Here is a 25,880-nt window from a genome sequence, read left to right as displayed (position 1 = left end):
ACCCGTTGAGGATCGCGTGAACAATACGTGGCATCGGCTTCCAGCCTCTTTATACCCCACAAGTCCTTGTGTAATGCTCCCCTGCCAGCTCGTCTGACAGGAAGCCCAGGTTGGCAAGCTAGACACGAGCCGCAATTCGCCCAACCTTCCGATTTTCACTTGTGCTCGCCGCTTGAAGCGGCGAGCACAAGTGAAAATCGGAAGGTTGGGAGGGCGTCGTTGTCTAGCTTGCGAACCTTATTCACCCACGAGACGAGCTCGTGGGGGTCAAAAAGATGTGGGGTATAAAGAGGCTGGAAGCCTATGCCACCTTAATAATACGTCACTAAGCATCGCTGGATCATCCACTACAAATACTTCACTTATTGATCTCACGCTGCGGGTTACGATACGGCTAACCTAACGATCCGATGGCTCGGCCGATCATGAGCAAACAGGCGTCGATTTGGTCGTCCGTTCCGACACTGATTCTCAAGCCGTCGCCCCAGTCGGGAAACGCCATGTAGCGGACCAGGATCTGATTACGTTTGAGATACTCGTAAATCTCCGAGTGTCGGCCGGAGGAATGTTGGCACCATACGAAGTTCGCGTGTGACGGTGTAACGCGAAAACCCATCGCGGACAGTTCGGATGCCATCCGATCGCGCGTCGTGTTCATCTTGGCGACCACGTCTGCAAGCCAATCTTGTGACGAGATCGCGGCGGTGGCTGCGGCGATCGAAATCGCGTCGCAATTGTAGCTGTCTTTGATCTTGGCAAGTTCGGCGATCACTTGTGGTTGGGCGACCAAGAACCCAAATCGCACGCCCGCCAAGCCGTAAGACTTCGACATCGTGCGGGTCACCAGGACGTTCTCGTTCTGCCGCACCAAGTCGAGGCAATCATCGTCGGCAAAATCCACGTAGGCTTCATCGACGACGAGCGGACACGTGAGTGAATCGGCGATCGCAGCGACTTCATCCGGCGGGACGATCGTGCCGCTGGGCGAATTCGGATTCGGCAACAACACCAACTTCAAGTCATCATCGCTGTGACCGAATGCGGCGGGTAACTTCCAATCGTCGACAAACGGAGTCTGTTCCCAAGCGGCACCTTGGATGTCCGCTAAGGTTCGATACAGAATATAACTGGGGTACGGCAGACGCAGTTTCTGTCCTTCGCCTACGAATCCGCGAACGAGGATCGTCAGAATCTCATCACTCCCGTTGCCCGCCAGGATCCATTCCGGTCCCGGCAACGAAAGGGCATCGGCCGCAGCTCGGCGAAAACTAGTCGCGACCGGATCGGGGTACCGATTCAGCGGGCCCGAAGCCGCCGCCCGAATCGCCTCGACGACCGCAGGTGCTGGCGGGTAAGGGTTCTCGTTCGTATTGAGCTTAATGAACTTGCCCGGCGGCGGTTGTTCGCCGGGCGTGTAAGGTTTCATCTGCGCTAGTGCGCTGCGGTAGTTCAAGTTCCCACCTCGTAACGCTCACCGACGTTCAACACGATCGGTTTCGCGGCGGTTTGTTCGCGGACTTTCTTGGCCCAAGTTTGCGGATTTTGATCGATCGGTGGCCAGGTACCGTAATGAGTCGGCAACACCAACGTTGGTTCGATCAGGCGGATCGATTGGATGCAATCGTCGACGCCCATCGTGTACAGATCGCCGATCGGCAAAACCGCCGCGTCGACGCCTTTGGCGTAATACTTCATGTCGCTGAAATAAGCCGTATCGCAGGCGAAATAGACGCGCTGTTTGCCGACGGTGAGCACGAATCCGGCAGCCTGCCCGCCATATTTTCCATCCGGCAATCCGCTCGAATGGACCGCCGGTACCATTCGCAGGCTCCCAAATGGCAGCGAAGTTTGGCCACCAATATTCATCCCGATCGGGGCCGGCAAATCATCGCATCCGAACCCTTTGGCGGCAAACCACTCGGCGATCTCGAAATTCGACACGATCGGGCATCGGTTCCGTCGCGCGATCGATTCGGCGTCGGTGATGTGGTCAAAATGCCCGTGTGAGACCAGGACATGGGAAATGGAATCGAACGAATCCGCCTTCACGGCCGCGGCCGGATTGTCGGTGAAAAACGGGTCGAGCAACACGCGATACGAATCGGTCTCGACCAGCCAGGAGGCGTGCGAAAGCCAAGTCAGAACCAAAGGCATGAGACGTCTCATTCTGAGGGAACAAACAAACTCCCCTTAGCGTGACGAATCACGCCCGATTTTCCAACCCGGCAAGCCGACGGGATAAGCGATCGTGCTCCGTCATTACTTAAAATGAGGGTTGGCTGAAAACGTGGCACGGTGGTCCCCACCGTGATTCTCGACGGAGGACCGTCGAGCCACGTTGTTAACACCCTCAAGTCAAATGTGGATGAAGCACTAGTTTCCTGGGAAGAACTGGCCGCTGCTATTGAAACTGCCTTGCGAAGGGAAAGCCTGATTGCTCGGGACAGGCGTCGACCGGGGAGCCGGTGCGGGGGTTGCAGACGGTTTAGGGGCTGGCGGCGTCTCTTCCTTTTCGTCCGAAAGGCTCCAACGATTCCCATTGAGCCCCGATTGAGGGTTCCATTTCAGACCAGGAACGAGCATGATAGACGTGATGCTTGGTCCATTGATCGAAGCCGTGCCCCATTCGGTTTCCACGGTGATTAGCTTAACATCGGTGGCCCCGGTGATCGAATCGCCGTTAAGCATCACGACCGTTGTCGTTGCATCGTTGGCGGATGCGAAACGAATGCCGGCGACTTCCGAGAGTGGGATGCTGGCGGTGCCGAATGAGGTTTGCATCTGCAACTGCGTCGTGTCCGTCAGGGTCCCCTCGATCTCGTCGGCGCTGACCAGGCCGACGGTGACACTTAGCGGGCGGACGGTCGGATTAGCGGGGGACAGCGGTTTAGCTCGGGTCGGTTCTGCCTTGACTGGTTCCGCCTTAGCGGGTTCAGTGTTGCCCGGTTCCGCCTTCGGAGTTTCTTGAGCCTGGATCATGCCGGGCAATGACACGGCGGCGGCGATCGCAACCAAAGCAAACAGCGAGGCGCATGAGTGAATCTTCATTTTCAGCTAATCTTTCGACGATCATGAACAGGGAAGGGAAAGCCAGGGAATCGTGTCACGGACTCACGTTAATTACCGTTGGCGGCGGATTCGACGGCGATGATCGCAAAGTGTGGACAAAACCTTGCTCTGTCGATCTGCTGAACATCATAATTGCTAGAATCGTCTTTCCTGAGAAATTTGACTCCGTTGAAACATTTGCTTCGCTGGCGACTGTTGATTACTTTTGAGCTAGATAAAATAGTACGTCGTCTGCTTCTCTTCTTAGTTCCTTTCGGTGACCGCCTATGTGGCCTCTGACCAATGGCTTGCGATGCCTCGAAGGAGATGAAGCGAATTTGTTTCGCGGCGCGGTCGGCATGATGGTCGATCAATTGGTGATCGATATCAACGCCCGGATCGATGACGAACAAGACGGGCTTGACGATTCCGCCACCGCCAACCCGCTCGCCGAGGAATTGGCGGCATGGTTGAGGGATCCGCTTCACGATCCCGAGAATTTTGCGATCGACCATTCGGATGCAGATGACTCGTCGGATGGATTCGGTTTTGAAACGCCGCATTGGTATTCGATGTGGGAACCCGAGCAACAAATCTGGTTGCTCGAGCGGGTGACGGTTTCTCTGCTGACGGCCAAATCGGCTCCGCCCGCGTCGGCGATTTTCGAAGCAACCGTCGAAGCCATCTATGTCGAGTTGGCCGATCTCATCGCGATGGAAATCACTGCGGGAACTCCGATCGAAAAAGGCAGTTGGCGAGGATCTTTGTTGGACGCGTACGTGCAACGCTGCCCGAAAGACAGCCTGCTCAGTGCGATGCAGTTTGAAGCAACGACGCTCGACCCATGTTTGCCACCGGCTGTCCAAAAACAACTCAAGTCGCTCACTCGAGCCTCGCAAGAAAACGTTAGCCAAGGGTCCCCTGAGAGTCTTGATTGGCTGAATTGGTGGACGATGGTGATCGAGCGATTGGTCGACGCGACCTACGGACCGCGAATCTATCATGACGCCGAAGCGTACCGCGACGGTGACCCACGTGAACTCCAACGCTATCTGCGCACCAAAGGTGTCAACGCAAAATTCTGCGATCGGATTCCACCGCTGCGAAACCACGGACAAACGCAAGCGTCGATCGATCGACTTCAATCGATCATTTTCCAAGGCGAATGAATTCGACTTGCGTCTTTGTCCATCTCTTTCCAATGCGATCTCATGCTTACTGAACCTCTGCGTTTTTGCCCTTTGATCAAACAAGCGATTTGGGGAGGGCGGCGGTTGAACGATTCGTTAGGCAAAACCATCGGCGACGCCAACGATTACGCGGAGTCTTGGGAGATCGTTGATCACGGGGCTGATCAAAGCGTCGTCGCCGAAGGCCCGCTCTCCGGATCGACCCTCGGCGGTTTATATCGCGAGCGAACGGCTGAGTTGATGGGTAACGCTTGGGCGATGAATCCAAACCGCAGTGAAACGTTTCCGTTGTTGTTCAAGTTCCTCGATTGCAACCAGGTCCTTTCGGTGCAGGTTCACCCGAACGACGAACAGGGTTCGAAGTTAACGCCCCCGGATCTGGGCAAGACCGAGGCATGGGTCATCCTTCATAGCGAACCGGAAAGCGTCATTTACGCCGGATTGAAGGCGGGAATCGATCGCGAATCCCTTGCCACTCACATCGCATCCGGGACTACGGAAAAAGCTCTCCATGCCTTTCATCCGAACGTCGGGGATTGCATCTTCATCCCCGCCGGCACCGTACACGCTTTGGGAGGCGGTCTTCTCGTTGCCGAAATTCAACAGTCCAGCAACACGACTTTCCGACTATTCGATTGGAACCGCACCGACGCGACAGGTCGATCCCGACCGTTGCATATCGAATCATCACTCGCCGTAACTGATTTCGATCGTGGTCCGGTTGACCCGGTCACGCCTCTTCGCTCCAGCGATTTGGCTAGGTCTGGGGAAGTAGAAACACTGGTGCGATGTGATCGTTTCGACCTGCACCGGATCACGGGCGATGCGACCATTGGTGGAGACGACCGGTGCCATTTAATATCCGTGATCGCCGGTCAGGCGAGTTTAATTCATGACGGCAAGACGACCGTCATCGACACGGGAGCGACTACGTTATTGCCTGCGGCAATGTCGGCCTGTGAACTGCGAGTCATTCAAGGCGCGGCACTATGGATGTCGCCACCAAAATAAGAACCCTATCGGATGATGACTAGCACGCGACTCATGATGTCGCGATCAGTTGCACCGTCCAGATCCGAACGTCCGTCCGTTTCGGCTCCAGCATCGCCGTTTCCAGATCGTGGAAATCCAGTTAATCCGGGAGTCACTGGAACGAAGGTCTGGCCATCAAGCAAACGACGCAGCACTGCTAACTCGCTTCCCTCGTTCGATTCCAATTGGTAGCTCGCCGCACGTTGACGGACGACGCCGCGATCTTCACGTCGAATCAACGTCGAGTCGACACGTTCCAAATTGTCGGTCAACTTTAAAATCGGCGAATCCGTCACCAGTGACAACGCCACCGAGCTAACATTCTCCCTATCACGAAGCAACGATTCGAACAATCGATCCAATCGCTTGGCGGATGCACGCAGGTAGAGAACTTGAAAGTTCGATTCGGGATCGAACGTGTCAACGCTTTTAGCAGCTTCGATCAACGAACGATCGATCGGTTGCCGCGTCGTTTCGGCTAAACCAACCCGTTGCATCGCCAGACTAAGCGGTTGTGTGATGCGACCACGCGAGGTCAAACGTACGTCGTAAACCAAGACTGCACCCGACAGCGTATCATCCGGTGTTTGTGAGATGGCAACAGCGGTCGAAACATCCATTGCTCGGCGTGTTTCGGGCTGGCCAGTTCCGGTCGACGCGATCGAGCGTGGCTCCTTAGAGGGAATCGATGCGATACGTTCTTCCGGTTTGGTCTGCTCTGCCACGTCAGGCATTGCGTTTGGTCTTTTCGATGCGACTGGCGAATCCGAATCCACCGATGCATCGGCCAATTGTTCCATCGGAATGAGCGTGGATCGCTCGAGCGAACTTGGATCGGAATCATTCGTTTTCGAATCGCCGTTCGGCAAAAGCGGCATCACGCCTGTTAAGCCACTCTCGCTATTGGCCAACCGGGGCGGTGTAATGCCAACGCCGGACGGAATCGAGATCATCGCCAGCACCGCCGCAGCAGTGGCAACGACCGTTGCGATTACCATACGACGTCGCCATGATCGATGCGTTTCGGTCGGACTCGCAGGTGCATTCAATCCATCCACTTCGTCTCGTCGGCGGGCAGCTTGGGCAGCTACTGTGCGGGCAAAGTCTGGTGGAAGAGATTTCGGGTGCGGCTGGGAAAACATCGCACGAAGTGCTTTGCGGTCGCCAAGCATCGCCTCGTACTGTTCTCGCAATCCGGCGTCGTCGTGAAGTTGTTTTTGAAGTGTTTCCAGATCTTCCCCCGCCAGCCATCCGTCGAGATGGTCGCTCAGAAGCTGCTGAAAATCAATTTTAGGATCTGACATAGTGTCTGGTCTCGATCATCGGGACGCGTCAATGAACTTAATATTCGAAAAAAAGGTCAATTCGAAAAGGAACGACGCGGTGCATCCATGCGGGTAGAGTGGGGATCCTTGCGCCGGGGCAACGGGATCGTTGCCAAGGGTGAGATGCCGTCAACGGGCGGAAAGTTCCTAGATTAGGTAAATTAGCCCATGAACCAGCCCTGGGACCGTGCGTAGCGGCCCCGAAACCATGATTTTCACGACAAAACCAGTCCCTTGAAACCAATTCGCGAAACGATTTTGCAGGCCAACCGGCAGTGCTATCAAAAAATGGCCGCCGCCGACGCGCCACTTTGCCGGATTGTCTCGGATGCGGAACTCGCCGACCCGCTGCGAACGGTCGATTCGATCGGATGGCTCGGAGGCTCGATTCAGGGCTGGAAAGTGCTCTGCCTCGCCGGAGGAGGCGGACGGCAAAGTTGCCTCTACGCGGCCGCAGGGGCGCATGTCACGGTCGTCGACCTGAGCCCTGCGATGCTGGAACTTGATCGCGAAGCGGCCCGAAAACGAGGTTATTCGGTCCGCTTGATCGAAGGGTCGATGGACGATCTTTCGATGCTCGCCGGTGCAGACTTTGATCTGGTCGTCCATCCAGTTAGCACCTGCTACCTGCCCGACATCGTCGTCGTTTACCAGCAGGTCGCGACCGTGTTGCGCGATGGCGGCCTCTACATCAGCCAGCACAAGTCGCCCGTCAGTCTGCAGACGTCGATCGATCGTCCTTCAGGACGTTATGCGATCGATCACGCTTATTATCGGTCCGCGCCGGTGCCCGATCCGAAAATCTCGAGTTCCGTTGCCAATCGTTTGCGAGAACCCGGTGCCACCGAGTTCTTGCACCGTTGGGAAGACATGATCGGCGGTCTTTGCCGGTCGGGCTTTGTCATCGAGGATCTGATCGAACCGATGCATGCGGATCCTAAAGCAAGCCCGAATTCGTTCGCCGACCGAGCGAACTATGTACCGCCCTACGTCAGGATCAAAGCGAGACGGCGACAAGCCGATCGAACATTTCGCAGCGAACGTGCGGGTACGTTGTGGTTACCCGATTCGTAAACGGTCTACTCGGTCACACCAGCTTGGCCTGATGCCGTTGTCGTCGGCAGTTTCGGTGCAGCCATCTGTTCCAAGCGATCACGATTGATCTTCGTGGCGATCGCACCTGGAGTCGTTGAAGGCACAATGCTCGTTACGAAAACACGTGGTTGTGCACCTTCCTGGTCAAGCAATTTGATCGCCTCACGAACCGAAGCGATGCGGTTTGCCGTTTCCTCCGCCGAGCGTCCCTCAAGAACGTGGATTTCACGATGCGCCTCAGGACATTGGGTCGCAATCCAACGAACGCGATTCTGGCCCGATGCGAGCAACGCGCCGTCTTCAGCACGGAATAGGTTGTTGCCGATCGTATTGTGCGAACGCCATCCGTTTTGCTTCATGATCTCGAACGGCTCCACCACATCCAAAGCGTCGGCTTCGGTAAATGGATCCGGCCATGCACTATTACGGAAGTAGGTCATCTTCTGGCGATGTAACCAGCTGCCGAAATCAGCCGTCGCGGTCGCCGAGACCGTTGCCATGGCCAAGAACATCAAGATGGTCGATTTTCGTTGAAATGTGAAAGCCATCGCGATTGAAATCCTTTTCCCTAAGACGCACGACGCTGACCAACACGTCAACGCAACAACACCTAGGTCAAGATCGACGATCCAGGCTCGCAGATTGGGTCGATCTTCCTGAACCCTCCATCGTCCCCCCAATCGTCAAAGTTTTCCAACCTTTTCTCGTAACCCGATGTGTGAGCTTTGAAATTACGCAACGCAAACCAAGGGGCCGGAATCTCCCGTTGAGCCGGGCACTCGTGCTCGTGCTCGTGCTCGTGCTCGTGCTCGTGCTCGTGCTCGTGCTCGTGCTCGTGCTCGTGCTCGTGCGTGTGTTTCGAGTACGAGTACCATTTCATTGAGTACGAGTACCATTTCACTGAGTACGAGTACGCTTGACTCGCGATTAGCACAACTTCAAAACGCGCGCGTCGGGCTTGTATCAATTGCGTTCTCGGAACCCCGAACGTGACGCTAGCTGATCTAGGCCGGGTGAACGAGGCTTTACGGCGAACACGCGGCGAAAAACTACTGCTTCGTCAAACCCTAAAATTAGGGTTAGTGAAGTGAGCCGACGGCGCTAGCGTGCTGTTGATTTAGTCCTCATCGAAACCCGAAGCGTGAGCGAGGGATACATACAAAGGACTTAATGGTGATGAATCCCTCGCTGACGCTTCGGGTTACGATTAAATCAACAGCCCGCTAGCCGCGGGCATTGCTCAACGCCCGACGCTAGCGCGTTCGGCTCACCCTAAAATTAGATTTTGACGAACCACTACAGGTAGTAGACGATCAACGAGGCGCCCAGCAGTACCGTGGCCCAAAACGCCATCGTGTTGGTCGACCAAGTTCGTCCGAATAGGCCTGTTTCGTTAAATCCCTCCTCCACAGTCTGTAGCACGCCCCTGAGTGCGGCCAAGAATGCCCAACGAATGCTGCGGTCCACGGCGGCAATACCTCCGATCAAGCCGCCCAGAATCGTTGGCGAGGCTACGCGATAAAACCAATCCGTGTCTAAGACCGTCGCACGTTTCTCTTCCGGATACAGCCCGGTCTTCATCAAAACCACAAACGCGAGCGTCGCGAACATCAACAGTTGCAACATCGTCACCACGTGGGCCGCAGTATAGGGGTGGTACTCAACATCATTGGGAAGCAATGCATAAAGCAACGGATAGGCAATTCCCAACGTGACGCATCCGACCGCAGCGATCCCCATGGCGAGCAACATGTTCCACGGTGCTTCCTTGGGACGCTTGCCGCTGTCGTGGGCAAAGAACGCAAAGAATGGAATCTTGATCCCCGAGTGTTCCATCACACCGGCCGACGCGATCAACAACACAATCCAAACACCGAGTAAATGCTCTTCACCGGCCGCCGAAATGATCATCGACTTGCTCACGAATCCACTCAACAGAGGGAATCCCGAAATGGCTCCCGCACCGATCAGGCAAAATCCGGTCGTCCATGGCATCGACTTGTGCAATCCGCCCAACTCTGTTGCTTTCGTTGTCCCCACTCGATACAAGACCGCTCCCATCGACATGAATAGCAACGACTTATAAATGATGTGACAAAACGCGTGTGCCACGGTCCCGTTGATGGCCAACTCGGTCCCGATCCCGATGCCGACAACCATGAAGCCGAGTTGGTTGTTGAGGCTGTAGGCGAGCACCCGACGCAAGTCATTTTCGATCACCGCAAAAACGATCGGAAACAACGTCATCGTGCACCCGACATAGATCAGAGGCTCAAATCCCGCGAATCCGCGAGCGAGCGAGTAGACCGCAAGTTTCGTCGTGAATGCGCTCAAGAACACGGTGCCCGTGACCGTTGCCTTGGGGTACGAATCTTGCAACCAGTTGTGCAACAACGGAAACGCGCACTTGATTCCAAATGCGACGAGTACCAATTGTCCGGCCAACGTCAATCGATCGCCTGAGCCATTTTCGACGAACGGTACAAACAATACCGAACCTGTTTCTACATACTGAACGATCGCACCGGATAGCAACAAAACGCCTGACCCAACCTGAATGATCAGATAACGCATGCCGGCTCGGTAGGAACTTTCCGAATCACTCGCCCAAACCAGAAACACACTCGAGATCGCGGTCAGTTCCCAGAACACGAACAACGTGATCAGATCACCGGCACACGCAGCACCGATCGCCGCACCCGCGTACAGCACGCCTGCCACATGTTGGCGAGTGTCTTGAACGTGCAGGGCATAGATCGCTGAGACGATCGCCGCGAGATGAAACACCAAACCGAACGGTCTTGAAAGGTTGTCAATACGAACGATGTTGAGTTCCGCACCGAACAGTTCCATCTTGCCGTAAATATCGGCCGGCGTCATCACGAACAAGGCCAAGCTAATCGACGAGAGAACTAGCACCACCCAGGGTTGTATCCGACGTGAAAACAGCGGTACGAATAACGCACCCACCATCATCACGAATCCCGGTGGCAGATTAGCGATCACGGTCATAGTAGTCCTCCGGTCGCGATACGATCAAACGTAGCATTCGCCCCAAGAAAACGATCACGACAAAGGTGACGAAACCGAACCACGCCTGAAACGCAAAACTCGATTCGATACCGAAGTGGGGATGATGGTTCGTGTAGAAAAATTCGGCTGCAACCAACGCGACGCAAACGATCACCAACGCAACGATTATCTTCTTAACGTTCTCGGGGCGTTCGAACCAAGACGCATCCGCCGGCGTGACATGCCGATGGGTGTCGGCGTCGTGGTATTCGCCCGCGATTGCATTCTGCGGCGTCGGAGCATTCCGTTTGCCGGTTCGTTTGGGAGTCTTCATGGCTGTAGGGTGATCGGTAAGAGCACTTCGTAGATCCATTGCGCCGCGAAGAACAGAGCAACGCTGCCCAGGGCTGTGATGCACAATGGCACAACGCACATCAGCGGGGCTTCGTCGATTTGCGAAATCCATCCTTCACGATTGACCGCCTCTCCAGCGGCGTGATGGGACGTCGATGCTGCCTTCCCGTTTCTTGCCGGCATGAATGCCCGCATGGGAATCGGAATAAGGTAAGCGATATTTAACAGAGAACTGAGCATTAAAGCGGCCGTGAGAATTAACTGATCGGTCTCGACGGTTCCGACCGCGAGCAACCACTTGCTCCAGGCACCTCCGCCGGGCGGCAAGCCGATGATACTGACCGACGCGATCAGAAATGCCGCAAACGTGAACGGCATCTTGTGACCGAGACCCTCCATCTCCGAGATGTTCTTTTTGTGGGCGGCAACGTAGATCGCACCCGCACAGAAAAACAACGTGATCTTGCCGACCGCGTGCATCGCGATGTGCATTCCACCACCTATAACGCTACTAGGCGTTGCCAAGAACGCGCCCAACGTGATGTAAGCGAGCTGACCGATCGTCGAATAGGCAAGACGGGCTTTCAGGTTGTCCTTCGTCATCGCCACAAACGATGCAACCACTAGAGTGAAACCTGCGACGTACGCTAAGTAAAGGCTCACGCCGGTGTCTCGCAACAAGTCGATGCCGATAATGTAAACGCATACCTTCATGACCGAGAACACGCCGACTTTGACCACCGCGACGGCGTGCAATAGGGCGCTAACCGGTGTCGGAGCCACCATGGCGGCGGGTAGCCATCGATGGAAAGGCATCAATGCCGCTTTGCCGATACCGAAGGCAAACAGGCCGACAAGAACGCCCAACCCCGTGTCGGAAATACGGTCGCTTTGGTACGCATCGGCCAAGATACCACCGAGCTGAAAGTCAAGCGTTCCGGCGAGCGCCCAGGTCCATACGATTGCCAACATGAAAAATGCGATCGACGTCGACAGCAAAATGCCGAGATAGATGCGACCGCCTCGTCTGGACTCCTCCGTCCCATGATGCGTCACCAATGGATACGTCGAAATCGTCATCAGTTCGTAGGCAACAAACAAGGTGAACAAGTTCGCCGAAAATGCTGCCGCCAGCGCCGCAAAAATTGCGATCGCGAAGCATGCGAAAAATCGTGTCTGATGCTCTTCATGATGACCACGCATGTACCCAACCGCGTATGCCGTGGTCAAAATCCATAAACCGGATGCGACGATCGCGAACAGCATTCCGAGCGGTTCGACCCGGAATGCGATTTCGAAGCCTGGCAACATCTCGCCGATCGACCAGGCCGGACGCTCGCCATCGAACACGCCCACCGCCAATGAGCAAACCACGATGAACAACAAACCCGCCACCGTACCCGAGCAACCGTCACGCAGGTCAGGTACCTTGCCGAACAAGACGATCAATCCGACCGCGATCAATGGAAGCAGCAGTGAAATCCAAATCATGTTCTCGGGCGACATCATGGCGTGACTCCCAACAACGCGATCGCGGCCTGATGAGCGATTCCAGCGGACCAGGGTGTCCAAACGCCAAAGACGAGTGTGGCGAAGATCAAGACATAGGTCGGGATCAACATGCTTAGCGGTGCCTCGGTCGCTCTCTTGGCTGCCGCGCTCGGTTCGGTAAAGTACAGCGTCTCCACCACGCGCCACACATAAACTACTGCTAGCAATGACGATAACAACATCATCAATCCGATCGACCAACGGCCTGACTCGAACGCGCCGGTTAATAACATCCACTTACTAACAAACCCGACCGTCAACGGGACGCCGATGAGTCCCAAACCGCCGATCGCCCACGCCAAGGACGTCCACGGCATCGTGCGGCCAGCACCCCTCCAATCTGACAACTGGACACTGCCTAGTCGCAACGCAAAGCAACCGGCAACCATGAACAGTCCGCCTTTGATCAGGGCGTGATTGAACATGTGAACGATTCCCCCGGTCAATCCTGTCGGGGTGGCCATTGAAATACCGAGTAACATGTATCCGATCTGAGCCACACTGGAGTAAGCGAGCAAACGCTTGACGTTGTCTTGGTAAATTGCCGCGATCGAAGCGATGAAGATTCCGACCAAAGAAAAGAACATCAGTTCGCTGTCCAATGGCAATGTATCGAACGCAAACCCCGGTGTGATTATGCCGTAGATCAATCGAATAAACGCATAGACGGATACCTTGGTTGCTGTAGCGGCTACAAAACAGGTGACGACCGATGGAGCGTAGGTGTAAGCATTGGGCAACCACGTGTGAAGCGGAAAAACCGCCATCTTGACGCATAACCCGATTATCAAGAACGAGAAAGCAACCAAGATCGTTCGCGGCGCGTGATCATGCGGAAGCCGTGCGGCAATGTCAGCCATGTTCAACGTACCGGTCATTTGATACAGCAAACCGATGCCGATCAAAATGAAGGTCGCCCCGATACTGCCCAAGATCAGATACTGAAACGCCGCCAAGGGTGCACGCCGTGAACGACCCAAACTGATCAGCGCGTACGAGGATAGCGACGATATTTCAAGGAATACAAAAACATTGAACAAGTCACCCGTCACGCACATGCCGAGTAACCCGGTCATGCATAACAAGTACGTCGCATAGAACAGATAGTGTTTCGATCGCGGAATTTCATCGTCCACGCTAGCAGGAGCATAGGCGAGTACAATCATGCCGATCCCAGACACGAAGGTCATCACAAACCCCGACAACAGATCGACACGGTACTCGATCCCGTACGGCGGAGCCCAGTTGCCCAACTCGTAACTGATAAATGCAGGAAGTCCTGATTGATTGAGCGACCAGACTTGGCTGAGCAATCCGGCGCTGCACGCAAACGTCAGTGCCGAAACCACGAGTGCGAGCACGAACGCGGCCCGCGAATGATGCAGAACCACGCACAGCGGCGCGGCCAACATCGGAAGCACGATCGCCAGAACGGGCAAATGAGTCAGAATCGCGTCCATCATTCGCCGCGGTCCAATCGTAAAATTTGTTCTTCGTCGATCGTACCGTAGTCTTCGCGGATCCGAACGACGAGCGCCAACGCAAGTGCCGTTGTCGCAATCCCGACCACAATCGCCGTGAGCATCAAGACACTCGGTAACGGATTCGAATAAACGATCTCGATCGCATCGTGCGTCAAGCCAGCATCATGAATCACGTCGGCAACATGCCCTGCATCAGCGATGTGTGCGTCATGAGCCGCATCGACGGCGTGCTCTTGATGCCCGTGTGCGGCAGCAGCAGCGATTTCCGGGGGGATAATCGGGGCCGTTCCGCCGTCGACCTTGCCCATCGTGATGTACAGCAAGAACACCGAGGTTTGAAAGATGTTCAACCCGATTACCGACTTCACCAAATTCTTGCGTGCAAGAACGATGTAGAAGCCGGTCATCATCAAGAAGATCACAACCCAGTAGTTGTACAGTCCGGAGACTTGTTCCCAATTCATCGAACCGATTTCCTTCCGTGATTCGCCCGGCTTGTGGTCGCCGATCCGTTGAATTCCGTTCGACCGCGTGAAGCAAATGCGTAAAAAATCATCGTCATCACAGAGGTCACCGTGATGCCCACGCCCATCTCGACCAAGAAAATGCCGAGATGTTGCCCGGACGGCAAGTGCCAACTCGGCAAGACGTGATGTTCTAGAACGTTGTAGTCGAGGAACTTCCCACCCAACGCCATCGTTAACACACCGGTCCCCGCGTACACCATGACACCCAACGCCATGCACTTCTCGATCACGATCGGCGGAGCGACCCGTTTGATCGATCCGAGACCGAATACCAAGCCGTAAAGAATCAACGCGGAGGCAAAGATCACGCCCGCTTGGAAACCGCCACCGGGCCCATAGTCGCCGTGGAATTGAACGTAGAACGCAAAGAGCAAAATATACGGGATCAATAACTTGGTGATGACCCGAATGATCGGAAATGACTTCACAGTATTTCCTCGTTCGTCGTGTCACTGTCGATTTGGCTCTCGTCCTCGCGGCGCAGGATCAACAAGACCGCGATTCCGGCGGTCAAGACCACCGTCGTCTCACCGAGTGTGTCGTAACCACGGTAACTGGCCAACAACGCCGTCACGACGTTGGGCAGTCCGTGCATGTCATCTTGAGATCGCTCGACAAACGTTGGGCTTGGGTAAACCTGGACGGGTGCATCGGGCGACCCAAAATGTGGCATATCCAAGGTGCCGTAGATCAACGCTGCGCCGGTGAACAGCACGGTAATCAACGGCAACCAAGAAGACTTCCGCGGAATGTCTTCGGCTTTGCCGGTCAGCGATACAGTGCTGAGCATAAGAACCGTCGAGATTCCAGCTCCCACGGCCGCCTCGGTAAACGCCACGTCGGGTGCGTCGAGAATCAGCATCCAGCTCGCAGACAGAAAACTGTAGATCCCCGTGAACATGATCACCGCCCACAATTCTCGCAATTGGGCGATCGCGACGGCGGTGATCGCCAATAACGCCAAGATGGCAAATACAATCAAATTCATTTTCGCCGGACCTCATCCAAGGCGACCGTTTCATCCAACGGCGTATCGCACTCGACGTCCAATTCAGGCTTCAAGCCGTGCGTAATCGCGGACTTCGCAAGCGCGTGACAGGAACTCGGACTGGTGACCGTCAAGAAGAACAAAATAACAACTAGCTTGAACGCAATCAGGTTCGGACCGGCCAGAAACATCAACCCAATGACGACCAACCCGGCCCCCATCGTGTCGGTGATACCGCCGCCGTGCATCCGAGAAAAAAACTCGGGTAGCCGCACCAAACCCACACCGCCGATGATCGAAAAAACCGCACCGGCGATCAAAAAGAAACAGCCTATGAATTCCAGAACGATCATGCCGAGACCTTTCGCTTGGCGGAAGATTCGGGAATCCGCTGCCCAAGCTCGTCATGTTGCTCGCCACCGAAGTCGTTGTACTGAGTGAATCGCAGCAACGCGACCATGCCGATGAAATTCATCAAGCTGTACAACAATGCCAGATCGAGAAAGTCGCTGCGTCCGCTCATGAAGCTGACCACGCAAATTAACAACACGGTCTTCGTTCCAAACATGTTCAATGCCAGAACACGATCGAACACGGTTGGCCCAAGCGTCGCGCGGATCAACGCCAACGTCATCGTGACTAGCACCGCAAACGAAGTCACCGCGAGGATGCCGTTAGTCAACTCGGTAAACCCAGTGCTCACGTGTTGGCTCCATTGTCACTCGAGGTGCCAGCACTCGCGCCGCCAACACCCGTTTTATCGATTCGGTCGCAACCTTCTAGTTTGCAGATCCGATCCCCCATTTCACCGCTGATGTCGTCGGCGCTGCCTTGCACGTTCAAACCGTGCACGAGGATCGTCTTGTCTTGCAAACGCACCGAAACCGTTCCCGGCGTGAGCGTGATCGAGTTGGCGAGGATCACCCGGCCGATTTCGGACTTCTGTTTCGTCGGGACGCGAATCAGGTTCCGCCGCAGCGGCATAACCGGCGACAGAATAATCTTGGCGACCTCGACGTTGGACTTCACAATTTCTTTGGCCAGCCAGGGGGCGTACCAAAGAAAGGGGCGAATCAATCCAAGCTGGATCGGAGTGCCTTCGTCGTCGACGATTCGCATCCGTAGTGCCAACAACAAACACAAAACGCATGAACCCATCCCCAGTGCGATCAAGAACAGGTTGTCGAAGTGACCTGACCACAACAACCAGTTGGCGACGAGAATGGCGAGGAGGGAGACGGCGAACTTCACGGCCGAGCATTCATTGCAAATAAAAGATGGATATCCGTATGCGGCAGAGTTAACCTGTCGTCAAAAACATTGCAAGGCCAATCGCAATATTCTGTTTGGCGGACCGGCGGTGGGACTCGACGATCGAACGCGGCCAGACTACGCGTTGGTGACGATTTTCGTTACGATGAGTGTTCTGCGTCTGTGCAATCACCGTGTCACGACGATGTCACTCTGTCCATGCCCCCATTTGTGCTCATGAGCATCCCTTCCACCCCTTCTGATCCTCCTCAATCCGGTAACCTCGTCTGCACGGCTGAGATGGTCGGCGCGGAGTCGATCCTGCTGGTCGACGATACGGAAATCTTGCGAGATCGCTTGGCGATCGCGATGCAAAGCCGTGGTCTGGCCGTCCGAACGGCCTCGAATTATGAAGAAGCGGTGAGTATCTTCACTCGCGCGCCGACCGATTTGGCGGTTCTCGACCTGCGGATGCCCGGACGCAGTGGCCTGGATTTATTACGCAAGCTGCTGGAAATCAAACCCGATTGCCGCATCATCATGTTGTCGGGTTTCGGCAGTATCCCCGCTTCGATCGACGCCGTTCGTGCCGGTGCCGTTAATTTTTTGAGCAAGCCCGCCGACGCGGACGACATTTTGTCCGCATTCGTCCGTGGCGACGAGCCGTTGATCCCCGAGGGAGGCTTGGCGTTTCCCGCCCCATCGCTCGCTCGCAATGAGTGGGAACATATTCATCGGGTCCTCGCAGACTGCAATAACAACATTTCCGAAGCCGCACGACGGTTAGGGATTCACCGCCGGTCGTTGCAACGCAAGTTACGAAAACGCGCCCCCGGAGACCCCCGCACCCCCGACGCAGACGAGTTTTTTGAAGGCGAGGGAGAAGGTGAAGGAGACGAGGATCACGACACTGACGACTTCGTTTGAATCGACAAGCGATTCATTGAGCAGTTCGTATCAAAGCCTCAGCGCTCACAGTACAGCCGGGCATCACAGCTCGGCGACCATCACGCGTGCGTCTTGTAGCAGCGTGCCACTTTCGAATTGCACATTTTTGATCGCCACCATGTACTCGGTCACCGCCAAGTAATAACGTGTCTGCGATTCGCTCAATCGCCGCTGGGCGTCGAGCAATTGTTCCAAGCTGATCGGCAGCCCTGCTTGTCGATTCGCGTCGAGTGAATCCAAGGCATCCTTCGCGGCGAGATATCGGTTCAGGCTGGTTTCGGCCAAGGCAAACGCGCGGTCGGCCTCGGCGACGGTGGACAACAGGTCGTGCAGAATTTGCCGTTCTTGTTCATGCAGTACCGAACGCTCGCGGGCGATTTGTAGTTTAGCGTGCTGGACCGCCGCGTGAGCTTGCCGGAATCCGACAGGCATTTTGAACTCCAACGCCGCTTCGTATTCCTGAAAGTCCATGTCACCGAGTTCGGACAACGCGCTACCCGAACCGGCCAGTTGCGAATCGAGACCTCGGACGCGATAGATCGAGACGAGATCCAGAGAAGGCAATAAGAAGTTCTTGGCGGCGAGCAATTCCATTTCCCGCTTTTGTACTTGGAGACGCTGTTGCTGCAACTCTTCCCGCATTCGGATCGCTTCGACGCTGAGCGATTCGGTGTCGAAAATCACCGGTGCAGTGATCGGTTCGTCGATCGGGCGTAGCAACTCACCGTCACTTATCGGCAGCCCCACCAAAAGTCGCAGGCGGCGTTCAGTGGCAAGCACGCCGCCGATCCCGGCAAACGTTCCGCCCGAGGAAGCATTGTTGACTTGGGTGCGACCGACGAGTTTGCCGGCTACGGCGTCTTGATATTCGGATTTGAATCGATAGTACTGCTCGCGTGCGAGAGCCTCGGCCGCCCCGCCACGACGATTGGACGTTTTTTGCGCTTCGTAGCTCCGCCAAGTCGTGCGGGCACGTTCCAAGGCTTCGGCACGAGCGTCCGCGTCGCGGTAGGCGTACGCCAAATCCCAGTACGCGTTGATCACGTTGCTTACGAAATTCCTCGCGTCGCGTCGGAACTCGGTAACCGATATGTCATTATTGGTTTTGGCGATCAGGACACCGTTGTAGACTCCCGGCAGTGCTGCGGGACCACCGATGCGATTGAACGTCAAGCCGGCACCTTGCAACAACGGTTGGCGAAGCTCGGCATGCCACTGCGTCTGCCAGGCACTAGGTGTTTCGTTCCCGGTGGCATTGTTCGAATCGTAATCCGTGATGCTGCGGATGGCGATCTGAGCCCCCGTGGCGGTTCGTTTGCTCAACTGCAAAACGTAGTCATGGGTATCTTGTTGGAACGCGTTGGCCCCGCCGCCAAAGAATCGGTTGTTGAACTGGCGGTCGTTGTTTTGCCATTTGCCCAATGCGTAGACCTGAGCATCGTACGCCGACAGGGCCGCCTCGATGCCGGTTTGTGGATTCAGTTGAACCAAGGGCAAGGTTTCATCGGTTGCCAATTGATCGGGCGCCCGCAGCACGGTGGCATTGAGGTCACGGAGCACCTCCGCGTTGGATAAGGCAATCCGGATCGTTTCACTGAGCGTCAGATCGCGATATCGGGCTGTTTTGAGCGATTCGGCGTCACGGATCGTGATCGGCGGCGAAGGAACGGTCGGAATTTCAACAGGCGGAGCACCGGCATCGACTTTCGCCATGATCGCGTCGATCTCGGTCGTCCGGTTTCCGAGTGTTTCCTGCCAAACTTTCAGGGAGCTCGAACTGGGGTGACGACATCCGATCACGCTGGCGATCGTCATCAACAAGACACCCGTGATGACCGACCAAGTCGCAACGAACAAAACGGTGGACAGCCACGATCCGCATTTTCGACGGCGCGACACTCCACCGCGCCCCGCTCGATTGCGAGGTCGTTCCGTTGCAACGGGATACGGAGGGCTGGAGTTCAAGGTCAATCGCTGCGCAAACGACGAAACGTTGTGAACGACACAATCCACAATCCTCTAGTTATTCGACAAACCCGCACAAACGTATCCAGCGAAACTTCCGGCAATTCCGATCTTTCGGCAAAGTAGCGAATTTCTTTAAAGTCCGGCGGTCTCTCGTCAATGGTTTTTGTACCGGCGGTCTCTTTCCAGTGTTTCCGAATCTGAAATCATTTACGCTTCTTCGCTGTTCGCTTGTGGTGCTCGCGTGCCTCGTCGGGTCTTTCCAGTCACCCGTTTGGTCACAGACCGTCGGTGAGGAAGCAACCACTGAAGACGACGGTACCGTGAAGGTATTGGGCCGCGAGCCCGTTCGCGTCGGCCAAGGCAACGATCTGGATCCGCCCGACGAAGCGAACGATGAAACCAAACCGCTCGATTTTCTTGCCGGTGGCCCGGAACAATGGACCAGCCCGGAGGGCATGACGGGCAGTCTGCAAATCATGTTGCTGTTGACGGTCCTGTCGATGGCACCGGCGATCTTGCTGATGACGACGTGTTACGTTCGCATCATCATCGTGTTGGGATTGCTGCGACAGGCGATCGGTTTGCAATCTTTACCGCCCAGTCAGGTGATGACGAGTGTGGCGTTGTTCATGACGTTGTTTGTGATGACCCCCGTATGGAACCGCGTGTACGACGATGCGATCGCGCCGTATACGGACCCTGAGATTTCAATGACACTCGAGGAAGCCTACGACGCCGGCGCGATTCCGATCCGGGAATTCATGTCGCGGCAAATCGACGTGGCCGGCAACCACGATGACGTGCATTTGTTCTACAGCTACATGGACCCAGACGCACCACTGCCGAGCACGTTCTCGGATGTCCCGATGCGGGTGTTGTTGCCCGCCTACATCTTGAGCGAATTAAAAACGGCGTTCTTGATGGGGTTTCAGATTTATTTGCCGTTCTTGATCGTGGATTTGGTCGTCGCGAGCGTCACGATCTCGATGGGCATGTTAATGTTGCCCCCGGCGGTGATTTCGCTGCCGTTTAAATTGCTGTTGTTCGTGTTGGTCGACGGCTGGCGGTTGGTCGTTGAGATGTTGATGAACAGCTTCGGGACGATCGGATGATGTTGTTGGCGATGTTGGAAACCTCGGCCGCGGTGGACCTTGCTCGAGAAGCGTTGATCATCGCGATCGTGATCGCGGCTCCGATGTTGATCGTGGGTATGGCGGCCGGATTGGCGATCGGCTTGATACAAGCGTTGACCCAGATTCAAGATCAAACGGTATCGTTCGTGCCCAAGTTGCTTGCGATGGCGGCCGTGCTGGTCGCCTGTTTGCCCTGGCTAATGACTCGGATGCTCGAGTTCACCCGACGCGTGTTCGAAGATGCTGGTGGATTGTGATGATCGAAGTGGTCGCGAATCTCGACGGCCCGCCCGCCCTGCAGCCGTTCGCACTGCAGCCGTTCTTTGATTGGTTGATGACTCACATGGTCGTCGGCATCCTGGTGTTGACACGTTTGGGAATGGTCTTGATGGCGTTGCCCGCGATCGGTTCGGGCGTGCCACGGCGGGTGCGGTTGTTGCTCGCAATCACCATGACCATGCTGTTGATGCCGACGCTCGCCGAGCGTCCCGGCATGGAAACGTTGCCCGAGATCACCAACTTAATTGATCTAGCGCTCGCGGTCGTTCGCGAAGGCGTGATCGGGATGCTGATCGGTGCGACGGTTCAAATCATCATCACAGGCGTCCAATTGGCAGGCGAAGCGATCACAAGCACTGGCGGGATGCAGCTCGGCGACGCAGTCGATCCCACGACCCAAGCAAGCATGCCCGCCATCGCGAAGTTTGTCGGCATGTTGGTCACAGCGATCATGCTGATCTCGGGTGGACACCGGGTCGTGCTGAGTTTGTTGGTGGAAAGTTTTGATCGCTTGCCGGCGGGGAACATCGTATTTCATTCTTCGATCATGGATTCGGTGATCGAGTGCATGAGCGGCGCGATGGCGTCGGGCGTGCGGGTTTCCGCCCCGGTCGTCGCCGCGTTGTTGCTCAGCAACCTCGTCACCGGTTTGATCAGCCGCACCATGCCGCAGATCAACGTTCTCGCGATCGGGCTGAGCGTCAACGCCCTAGCGTTACTAGTTGTGACCGCATTGACGATCGGTTCGGTGACTTGGATTTTCCAAGACGATCTCACCAATGGCGTGGACCGCTTGTCGGCGGTGTGGCTTCAAAGCGAAACGCTACCGGTGAATGCGCCAGCCGATCTCGCTGTGGCGGACAACTAAGCGATGGCTGATGGAGATAAGAAGCATTTCGCGTCTGAACGCAAGCGACGTCAGGCGAGAGAGAAAGGGCAAGTCGCTAAGAGCCAAGACCTGACGTCGGCGGCGTTGCTGTTAGCCGCGTTGTTCGCGATGAAAACGATCGGCGCTCGCACTTCGGCGGCGATGGCGGGGGGGATCGAAGCGGCGCTGTCTAATTCTCGGTTGATCGCTTACACGCCGCAGGAAGCTACGAACGAATTATTACGTTTGGCATATCGTCTCGCGATCGCGACGGCCCCCATTCTACTATTGATGTTCATCGGTGCGATCATCATCAACGTCACCCAAGCGGGTTTGATCTTGTCCCCAGACAAGCTGATTCCCAAACTGAGCAACATCGATCCGTTGTCGGGCGCCAAGCGGATTGCTTCGCTGCAAGGTGTGATGCGGTTGATCTTTGGGATGTTCAAGATCACCCTGATCGGGGTTGTCGCGTACTTCGCGCTCAAGACCCACATGGACGAAGTCATGTCGATGGCCGCTTTGTCGGTACCGCAGATCGCGGCGGGAATGTTTCATACGTTAGTCGGGGTCTGCTTGTGGATCGGATCGGGGTTGTTCGTCTTGGCACTCTTGGAATGGGCGTTTCAGAAGTGGAAGCACGAAGAAGACTTGAAGATGACCGACCAAGAAGTCCGCGACGAAATGAAGGACACCGAAGGTGACCCTCAGGTTGCGGCGCGTCGGCGTCAAGTCGCCCGCCAGTTGGCGATGAGCCGGGCGAGCAACGATGTCCCAACGGCGGACGTGGTCGTGAGCAATCCAACGGAACTGGCGATCGCGATTAAATACGATCCACACTCCATGCCCGCGCCGATCGTCGTTGCGAAAGGGGCCGGCGTGATCGCGCAAAAGATCCGTCGCACGGCGTTGGAGCATGGCATCCCCGTCGTCGAGCGAAAACCGCTAGCCCAGTTGCTCTACAAAACCGTCGATGTCGGACAAGAAATCCCGATCGACCAGTACCAAGCCGTCGCCGAAGTGTTGCGTTACGTGTATCAGTTGCAAGGCAAATCCATCCCCCAAGCCCAACGAGCCGCGTAAGCGGCGGGTCGGCTCTTAAACTTAAACTTAAACTTAAACCTAAACCTAAACCTAAACCTAAACCTAAACCTAAACCTAAACCTAAACCTAAACCTAAACCTAAACCTAAACCGAGCACGAATCTCAATCCGTCGGTCGTCGTATGAGGAGCGGGTTTAAGTATAAGTTGAGGTTTAAGTTTAAGCTTTGGAATAATGCCCTTTACAACCGAATGGCGTCGTCGGCGATTTAAGCGAGCAAAGGAAAGCGAGCAAAGGGACATACGACTTTCGCATGGAAAGCGAGCAAAGGGATATACTACTTTCGCATAATGTTGACAGCCACCCGACGGTGGTACTGCAGTTTTTGTGCGCCGATTGCCCTCGCTCAGGTAACGAATATCGGCCTGAACATCCGCCCGTCGGGAAGCTGATCGTGTCGATCAGCGCGGATCGATAAGGTGGAACCGCCAAGCTCCGAGAAATTAACGAAACCGGAAGAGCGACCGCAGGAAGAGGAATCGAAAAACGGCGGTTATGCCGTCATCAATTCGCGGGCGCGGCGGCGAAGGTACATTCGTCGATGTCCGTGCGGCGTTCGCATCGAATCGACCACCGTGGGCTTGCCTGCGACGCAAGAAAACAATTTGCCAAAGTCGCTGACCAGTTCGCACCAACTAGACTGGGCAATCCCAAGACGCTGCAAAATCGGCGGAACACAGACCGGTGTCGTGCCTCGCTTTCCGTCGACCGACTGACGGGCCGTCCAGTCTAATAGCAACAGATAATCCTCCAACGACATCGCCAGAAAACCCCTGTCGCTACACCGAAACGCGCTCGACGAAACACAAGGCCCTACCGGATCGGATTGCTGGTCGATGCTCAGCGGGGCCAAAAACGAATCAGCAGTCTCGCGATCGGGATTTGATTCTTCAACACACTGGGCTTCCGAACTCTGGTCTTCTGAACGTTGGGCTTCTGAACGTTGGTCTTCTGAACTCTGGTCTTCTGAACTCTGGTCTTCTGAACTCTGGTCTTCTGAACGTTGGGCTTCGATCCGCCGCTGCACCGAAGTGTGATCGCTGTCCTCAAGCTTTTCACACATCGCCGCCCGGATCGGGTTCAAGTCCACGTATGCCACGCAGGCCAACAACGCGGCCTCGTCGGTCAAAATCGTTGCGTGAAATCGATCCTGCCAAAATCTGCCCGCCTCATCTTCCTCGCGGTTTGCCCTCATCGCGACCCGCTGGCATAGCAACCGCATCCACCACGAGATGCTTGAAAGTCGCTCGCGGATTTCTTTGGTTTTCACTGGACACCCTGCGATGGACTTGATTTCGGGCTCAGTCGGCTGGCAGGGTGATCCATCCGCATTCTTTCGATGCGGGCAGAGCATCATCCACCGCCGAGCGACTTCCTCATTGCTCCAGGTCGCCACCACATCGGGTCGCGTGCGAAGAATCAAATGAGCATGGTTCGAGAGAATTGCGAAGCCTAGTAAGTCGATCGAGAAGTATCTCGCGAAGTGTTTGAGATATTCCTCAATCCAGACCTTCCGGTGGTCGAAATTTCTTCCAGACGTTTCGTCTTGGCCCATCAGAAAACACCTGCGAACCGTGCGAGTGCAAACATGGGCGACGACAATCTCATTGGGATCGATCGTTTCACGACGAGCCAGACGGACCATGGCAAAGCCTTGATGGATTGGGAAAGAAACAGAGCGTCCAAATCGTTTCAATCAGTATTCGTCGGACAGGTTAACGAGGCTACCCTTGAAAAAGTGCTCTGTCCCCGAGATCCCCAGCTTCGATCATCGTAAGTGAAGTTGGGTTAAGCTTGGCGGTCGCGGAGACGTTGCTGCAAAGCGGCAAGTTGGGTCGTAAGTGCGTCCAGGTGAAGTTCAGCTAAGGAAGCCGTCGTCGTAGGTGCATCTCCCAGGATTTCTTGCAGCGTCTGGATCCGACCGGCAATGATTCCGCGTTCAAGTCCTTCTTCACGTCCCACCTCCCGTCCTTCTTCTCGTCCCACCTCCCGTCCTTCTTCTCGTCCTTCTTCACGGGCGCCGGAGATGGCCCATTCGTAGTCTCGCTGGGCTTTTTCGCGTTGGTCATACATTTGTTTGTTCTCCGTTTTGGCGGAAATGATTTCGATCGTGGAGATGGCAGTCTCAAACTCGATGCCGGGCAGCAACCGGCGAAGCGTCGCGGCATCGTAGTTTTGTGCGAAAAGCAGCAAAAACGACCACTGTTGCAGTTTACTTGCGCCGGCGATCGTCTGCTCGTCGAGTGAAAACTTCGTCAATTCTACCGTATGGACTTCGATCGCGTTGGATAACTCCTTGCCGCTCTTGCGATCGATCATTTGGAACCGATGGTGTGGCTGCTCTGATTTCGCAAAAAGCACACGATCGAGCAGGCAGATCGAGATCGACGGGGACGCCAGGGCATAGTTGCTGCCGGGAGACAGTTGGTCGACGTACATGCTGCAGGCATAGTAAACGAGCCGTTCGATCAGACCGGCATAAACGGATACCTGCATTTCCACGTTCAACCAACGGCCGGCATCGTCGCGGCACCGGACATCGAGCACGATTAGTTTGCTTTCGGCAAACTCTTGGTAACTGAACGGGTTGATTGGTTCGCTTATTGAGTCATCCGTTTACTGGCAGGAAGATTGAGGGCAGGAAGAAGATCGGCAACAATTTCCCTGCCCTCAATCTTCCTGCCAGAACTGCAAGACGAATCCGAAGTGAGTCCTCACTCCACC

27 protein-coding genes are annotated in these 25,880 nt (G+C 55.5%); 10 read left to right on the top strand and 17 right to left on the bottom strand.

Going from position 1 to position 25,880, the window contains the following annotated elements; all coding sequences use genetic code 11:
• Nucleotides 1-394 precede the first annotated feature (394 nt).
• From hisC to Pla100_RS01990, 3 genes are all read right to left on the bottom strand, one after another.
• Entirely contained in the window at nucleotides 395-1,453 is a 1,059-nt protein-coding gene (gene hisC / locus Pla100_RS02000) for a histidinol-phosphate transaminase (protein WP_146575991.1), read from the bottom strand.
• A complete protein-coding gene (locus tag Pla100_RS01995; protein WP_146575990.1) occupies nucleotides 1,450-2,154 on the bottom strand; it encodes a metal-dependent hydrolase in 705 nt (234 codons plus the stop codon). The genes hisC and Pla100_RS01995 overlap by 4 nt, the downstream gene beginning before the upstream one ends.
• A gap of 219 nt (nucleotides 2,155-2,373) precedes the next feature.
• Nucleotides 2,374-3,048, bottom strand: coding sequence for a hypothetical protein (locus Pla100_RS01990; RefSeq protein WP_146575989.1), 675 nt, complete (start codon nucleotides 3,046-3,048; stop codon nucleotides 2,374-2,376).
• On the opposite strand from Pla100_RS01990, the gene Pla100_RS01985 reads away from it, so the two are divergent.
• The 3 genes from Pla100_RS01985 to Pla100_RS01975 are packed head-to-tail and all read left to right on the top strand — an operon-like array spanning nucleotide 3,033 to nucleotide 5,249.
• The gene (locus Pla100_RS01985; protein ID WP_146575988.1) at nucleotides 3,033-3,278 is read left to right on the top strand and encodes a hypothetical protein; all 246 of its coding nucleotides are present in this window, start codon (nucleotides 3,033-3,035) and stop codon (nucleotides 3,276-3,278) included. The genes Pla100_RS01990 and Pla100_RS01985 overlap by 16 nt on opposite strands.
• Before the next feature lie 57 nt (nucleotides 3,279-3,335).
• Nucleotides 3,336-4,217, top strand: coding sequence for a hypothetical protein (locus tag Pla100_RS01980; RefSeq protein WP_146575987.1), 882 nt, complete (start codon nucleotides 3,336-3,338; stop codon nucleotides 4,215-4,217).
• Nucleotides 4,218-4,259: 42 nt separating this feature from the next.
• Nucleotides 4,260-5,249, top strand: a complete 990-nt coding sequence (locus tag Pla100_RS01975; protein WP_146575986.1) for a type I phosphomannose isomerase catalytic subunit — start codon at nucleotides 4,260-4,262, stop codon at nucleotides 5,247-5,249.
• A gap of 5 nt (nucleotides 5,250-5,254) precedes the next feature.
• On the opposite strand, the gene Pla100_RS01970 is transcribed toward Pla100_RS01975, so the two are convergent.
• A complete protein-coding gene (locus Pla100_RS01970; protein ID WP_146575985.1) occupies nucleotides 5,255-6,574 on the bottom strand; it encodes a hypothetical protein in 1,320 nt (439 codons plus the stop codon).
• Between the two features lie 309 nt (nucleotides 6,575-6,883).
• Between Pla100_RS01970 and Pla100_RS01965 the strand changes: the two genes are divergently transcribed.
• Entirely contained in the window at nucleotides 6,884-7,669 is a 786-nt protein-coding gene (locus Pla100_RS01965; protein WP_146576570.1) for a class I SAM-dependent methyltransferase, read from the top strand.
• A 5-nt stretch (nucleotides 7,670-7,674) separates the two neighbouring features.
• On the opposite strand, the gene Pla100_RS01960 is transcribed toward Pla100_RS01965, so the two are convergent.
• From Pla100_RS01960 to Pla100_RS01910, 11 genes are all read right to left on the bottom strand, one after another.
• Nucleotides 7,675-8,238 (bottom strand): hypothetical protein, encoded by a 564-nt coding sequence (locus tag Pla100_RS01960; RefSeq protein WP_231602569.1) that lies wholly within the window; start codon nucleotides 8,236-8,238, stop codon nucleotides 7,675-7,677.
• A gap of 748 nt (nucleotides 8,239-8,986) precedes the next feature.
• Nucleotides 8,987-10,702, bottom strand: coding sequence for a Na(+)/H(+) antiporter subunit D (locus tag Pla100_RS01955; RefSeq protein ID WP_146575984.1), 1,716 nt, complete (start codon nucleotides 10,700-10,702; stop codon nucleotides 8,987-8,989).
• Nucleotides 10,686-11,036: a hypothetical protein gene (locus tag Pla100_RS31455; RefSeq protein WP_231602568.1), complete on the bottom strand. Its 351-nt coding sequence runs from the start codon at nucleotides 11,034-11,036 to the stop codon at nucleotides 10,686-10,688. Before Pla100_RS31455 ends, Pla100_RS01955 begins: the two co-directional genes overlap by 17 nt.
• Nucleotides 11,033-12,562 (bottom strand): proton-conducting transporter transmembrane domain-containing protein, encoded by a 1,530-nt coding sequence (locus tag Pla100_RS01945; protein WP_146576567.1) that lies wholly within the window; start codon nucleotides 12,560-12,562, stop codon nucleotides 11,033-11,035. The genes Pla100_RS31455 and Pla100_RS01945 overlap by 4 nt, the downstream gene beginning before the upstream one ends.
• The gene (locus Pla100_RS01940) at nucleotides 12,562-14,070 is read right to left on the bottom strand and encodes a monovalent cation/H+ antiporter subunit D family protein (protein WP_146575983.1); all 1,509 of its coding nucleotides are present in this window, start codon (nucleotides 14,068-14,070) and stop codon (nucleotides 12,562-12,564) included. Before Pla100_RS01940 ends, Pla100_RS01945 begins: the two co-directional genes overlap by 1 nt.
• Nucleotides 14,067-14,555, bottom strand: coding sequence for a sodium:proton antiporter (locus Pla100_RS01935; protein WP_146575982.1), 489 nt, complete (start codon nucleotides 14,553-14,555; stop codon nucleotides 14,067-14,069). Before Pla100_RS01935 ends, Pla100_RS01940 begins: the two co-directional genes overlap by 4 nt.
• Nucleotides 14,552-15,046, bottom strand: a complete 495-nt coding sequence (locus Pla100_RS01930) for a Na(+)/H(+) antiporter subunit B (RefSeq protein ID WP_146575981.1) — start codon at nucleotides 15,044-15,046, stop codon at nucleotides 14,552-14,554. Before Pla100_RS01930 ends, Pla100_RS01935 begins: the two co-directional genes overlap by 4 nt.
• Complete coding sequence (locus Pla100_RS01925) at nucleotides 15,043-15,606, bottom strand: DUF4040 domain-containing protein (protein ID WP_146575980.1); 564 nt, start codon at nucleotides 15,604-15,606, stop codon at nucleotides 15,043-15,045. The genes Pla100_RS01930 and Pla100_RS01925 overlap by 4 nt, the downstream gene beginning before the upstream one ends.
• Nucleotides 15,603-15,959, bottom strand: a complete 357-nt coding sequence (gene mnhG, locus Pla100_RS01920; RefSeq protein WP_146575979.1) for a monovalent cation/H(+) antiporter subunit G — start codon at nucleotides 15,957-15,959, stop codon at nucleotides 15,603-15,605. Before mnhG ends, Pla100_RS01925 begins: the two co-directional genes overlap by 4 nt.
• On the bottom strand, nucleotides 15,956-16,309 hold the full coding sequence (locus Pla100_RS01915) for a monovalent cation/H+ antiporter complex subunit F (protein WP_231602565.1): 354 nt from the start codon (nucleotides 16,307-16,309) through the stop codon (nucleotides 15,956-15,958). Before Pla100_RS01915 ends, mnhG begins: the two co-directional genes overlap by 4 nt.
• Nucleotides 16,306-16,857, bottom strand: a complete 552-nt coding sequence (locus tag Pla100_RS01910) for a Na+/H+ antiporter subunit E (RefSeq protein ID WP_146575978.1) — start codon at nucleotides 16,855-16,857, stop codon at nucleotides 16,306-16,308. Before Pla100_RS01910 ends, Pla100_RS01915 begins: the two co-directional genes overlap by 4 nt.
• A gap of 237 nt (nucleotides 16,858-17,094) precedes the next feature.
• Here Pla100_RS01910 and Pla100_RS01905 point away from each other — a divergent pair, with 237 nt between their 5' ends.
• Nucleotides 17,095-17,784, top strand: coding sequence for a response regulator transcription factor (locus Pla100_RS01905; protein ID WP_146575977.1), 690 nt, complete (start codon nucleotides 17,095-17,097; stop codon nucleotides 17,782-17,784).
• 63 nt (nucleotides 17,785-17,847) lie between these two features.
• On the opposite strand, the gene Pla100_RS01900 is transcribed toward Pla100_RS01905, so the two are convergent.
• Nucleotides 17,848-19,620, bottom strand: a complete 1,773-nt coding sequence (locus Pla100_RS01900) for a TolC family protein (RefSeq protein WP_146576565.1) — start codon at nucleotides 19,618-19,620, stop codon at nucleotides 17,848-17,850.
• A gap of 473 nt (nucleotides 19,621-20,093) precedes the next feature.
• Here Pla100_RS01900 and fliP point away from each other — a divergent pair, with 473 nt between their 5' ends.
• The 5 genes from fliP to Pla100_RS32350 all read left to right on the top strand — a co-directional run bounded on the left by fliP (nucleotide 20,094) and on the right by Pla100_RS32350 (nucleotide 24,449).
• Entirely contained in the window at nucleotides 20,094-20,885 is a 792-nt protein-coding gene (fliP, locus tag Pla100_RS01895; protein WP_231602729.1) for a flagellar type III secretion system pore protein FliP, read from the top strand.
• An 11-nt stretch (nucleotides 20,886-20,896) separates the two neighbouring features.
• Nucleotides 20,897-21,163, top strand: a complete 267-nt coding sequence (locus tag Pla100_RS01890; RefSeq protein WP_146576564.1) for a flagellar biosynthetic protein FliQ — start codon at nucleotides 20,897-20,899, stop codon at nucleotides 21,161-21,163.
• Nucleotides 21,163-22,053 carry a flagellar biosynthetic protein FliR gene (locus Pla100_RS01885; RefSeq protein WP_231602563.1) on the top strand — a complete coding sequence of 297 codons (891 nt, stop codon included), beginning with the start codon at nucleotides 21,163-21,165 and terminating at the stop codon, nucleotides 22,051-22,053. Before Pla100_RS01890 ends, Pla100_RS01885 begins: the two co-directional genes overlap by 1 nt.
• Before the next feature lie 3 nt (nucleotides 22,054-22,056).
• Nucleotides 22,057-23,136, top strand: a complete 1,080-nt coding sequence (locus Pla100_RS01880) for an EscU/YscU/HrcU family type III secretion system export apparatus switch protein (RefSeq protein ID WP_146575975.1) — start codon at nucleotides 22,057-22,059, stop codon at nucleotides 23,134-23,136.
• A 704-nt stretch (nucleotides 23,137-23,840) separates the two neighbouring features.
• A complete protein-coding gene (locus Pla100_RS32350; protein ID WP_146575974.1) occupies nucleotides 23,841-24,449 on the top strand; it encodes a pentapeptide repeat-containing protein in 609 nt (202 codons plus the stop codon).
• A 495-nt stretch (nucleotides 24,450-24,944) separates the two neighbouring features.
• Here Pla100_RS32350 and Pla100_RS01870 read toward each other — a convergent pair whose 3' ends face one another.
• Entirely contained in the window at nucleotides 24,945-25,748 is an 804-nt protein-coding gene (locus Pla100_RS01870) for an Rpn family recombination-promoting nuclease/putative transposase (protein WP_261344775.1), read from the bottom strand.
• Between the last annotated feature and the right edge of the window lie 132 nt (nucleotides 25,749-25,880).

It is taken from the genome of Neorhodopirellula pilleata, assembly GCF_007859915.1.
GTDB classification, from domain to species: Bacteria; Planctomycetota; Planctomycetia; order Pirellulales; family Pirellulaceae; genus Rhodopirellula; species Rhodopirellula pilleata.
The sequence above is the reverse complement of the archived record's forward strand: the minus strand, read 5'-3'. Positions and strand labels throughout refer to the sequence as shown.

Excerpts from the sequence above, each read along its gene's own strand:
- Pla100_RS01995 (WP_146575990.1), bottom strand. The coding sequence starts at position 2,154 with ATGCCTTTGGTTCTGACTTGGCTTTCGCACGCCTCCTGGCTGGTCGAG.
- Pla100_RS01985 (WP_146575988.1), top strand. The coding sequence starts at position 3,033 with ATGAGTGAATCTTCATTTTCAGCTAATCTTTCGACGATCATGAACAGG.
- Pla100_RS01990 (WP_146575989.1), bottom strand. The coding sequence starts at position 3,048 with ATGAAGATTCACTCATGCGCCTCGCTGTTTGCTTTGGTTGCGATCGCC.
- Pla100_RS01980 (WP_146575987.1), top strand. The coding sequence starts at position 3,336 with ATGTGGCCTCTGACCAATGGCTTGCGATGCCTCGAAGGAGATGAAGCG.
- Pla100_RS01975 (WP_146575986.1), top strand. The coding sequence starts at position 4,260 with ATGCTTACTGAACCTCTGCGTTTTTGCCCTTTGATCAAACAAGCGATT.
- Pla100_RS01970 (WP_146575985.1), bottom strand. The coding sequence starts at position 6,574 with ATGTCAGATCCTAAAATTGATTTTCAGCAGCTTCTGAGCGACCATCTC.
- Pla100_RS01965 (WP_146576570.1), top strand. The coding sequence starts at position 6,884 with ATGGCCGCCGCCGACGCGCCACTTTGCCGGATTGTCTCGGATGCGGAA.
- Pla100_RS01960 (WP_231602569.1), bottom strand. The coding sequence starts at position 8,238 with ATGGCTTTCACATTTCAACGAAAATCGACCATCTTGATGTTCTTGGCC.
- Pla100_RS01955 (WP_146575984.1), bottom strand. The coding sequence starts at position 10,702 with ATGACCGTGATCGCTAATCTGCCACCGGGATTCGTGATGATGGTGGGT.
- Pla100_RS31455 (WP_231602568.1), bottom strand. The coding sequence starts at position 11,036 with ATGAAGACTCCCAAACGAACCGGCAAACGGAATGCTCCGACGCCGCAG.
- Pla100_RS01945 (WP_146576567.1), bottom strand. The coding sequence starts at position 12,562 with ATGTCGCCCGAGAACATGATTTGGATTTCACTGCTGCTTCCATTGATC.
- Pla100_RS01940 (WP_146575983.1), bottom strand. The coding sequence starts at position 14,070 with ATGATGGACGCGATTCTGACTCATTTGCCCGTTCTGGCGATCGTGCTT.
- Pla100_RS01935 (WP_146575982.1), bottom strand. The coding sequence starts at position 14,555 with ATGAATTGGGAACAAGTCTCCGGACTGTACAACTACTGGGTTGTGATC.
- Pla100_RS01925 (WP_146575980.1), bottom strand. The coding sequence starts at position 15,606 with ATGAATTTGATTGTATTTGCCATCTTGGCGTTATTGGCGATCACCGCC.
- mnhG (WP_146575979.1), bottom strand. The coding sequence starts at position 15,959 with ATGATCGTTCTGGAATTCATAGGCTGTTTCTTTTTGATCGCCGGTGCG.
- Pla100_RS01905 (WP_146575977.1), top strand. The coding sequence starts at position 17,095 with ATGAGCATCCCTTCCACCCCTTCTGATCCTCCTCAATCCGGTAACCTC.
- Pla100_RS01900 (WP_146576565.1), bottom strand. The coding sequence starts at position 19,620 with ATGACGATCGCCAGCGTGATCGGATGTCGTCACCCCAGTTCGAGCTCC.
- Pla100_RS01890 (WP_146576564.1), top strand. The coding sequence starts at position 20,897 with ATGTTGGAAACCTCGGCCGCGGTGGACCTTGCTCGAGAAGCGTTGATC.
- Pla100_RS01885 (WP_231602563.1), top strand. The coding sequence starts at position 21,163 with ATGATCGAAGTGGTCGCGAATCTCGACGGCCCGCCCGCCCTGCAGCCG.
- Pla100_RS01880 (WP_146575975.1), top strand. The coding sequence starts at position 22,057 with ATGGCTGATGGAGATAAGAAGCATTTCGCGTCTGAACGCAAGCGACGT.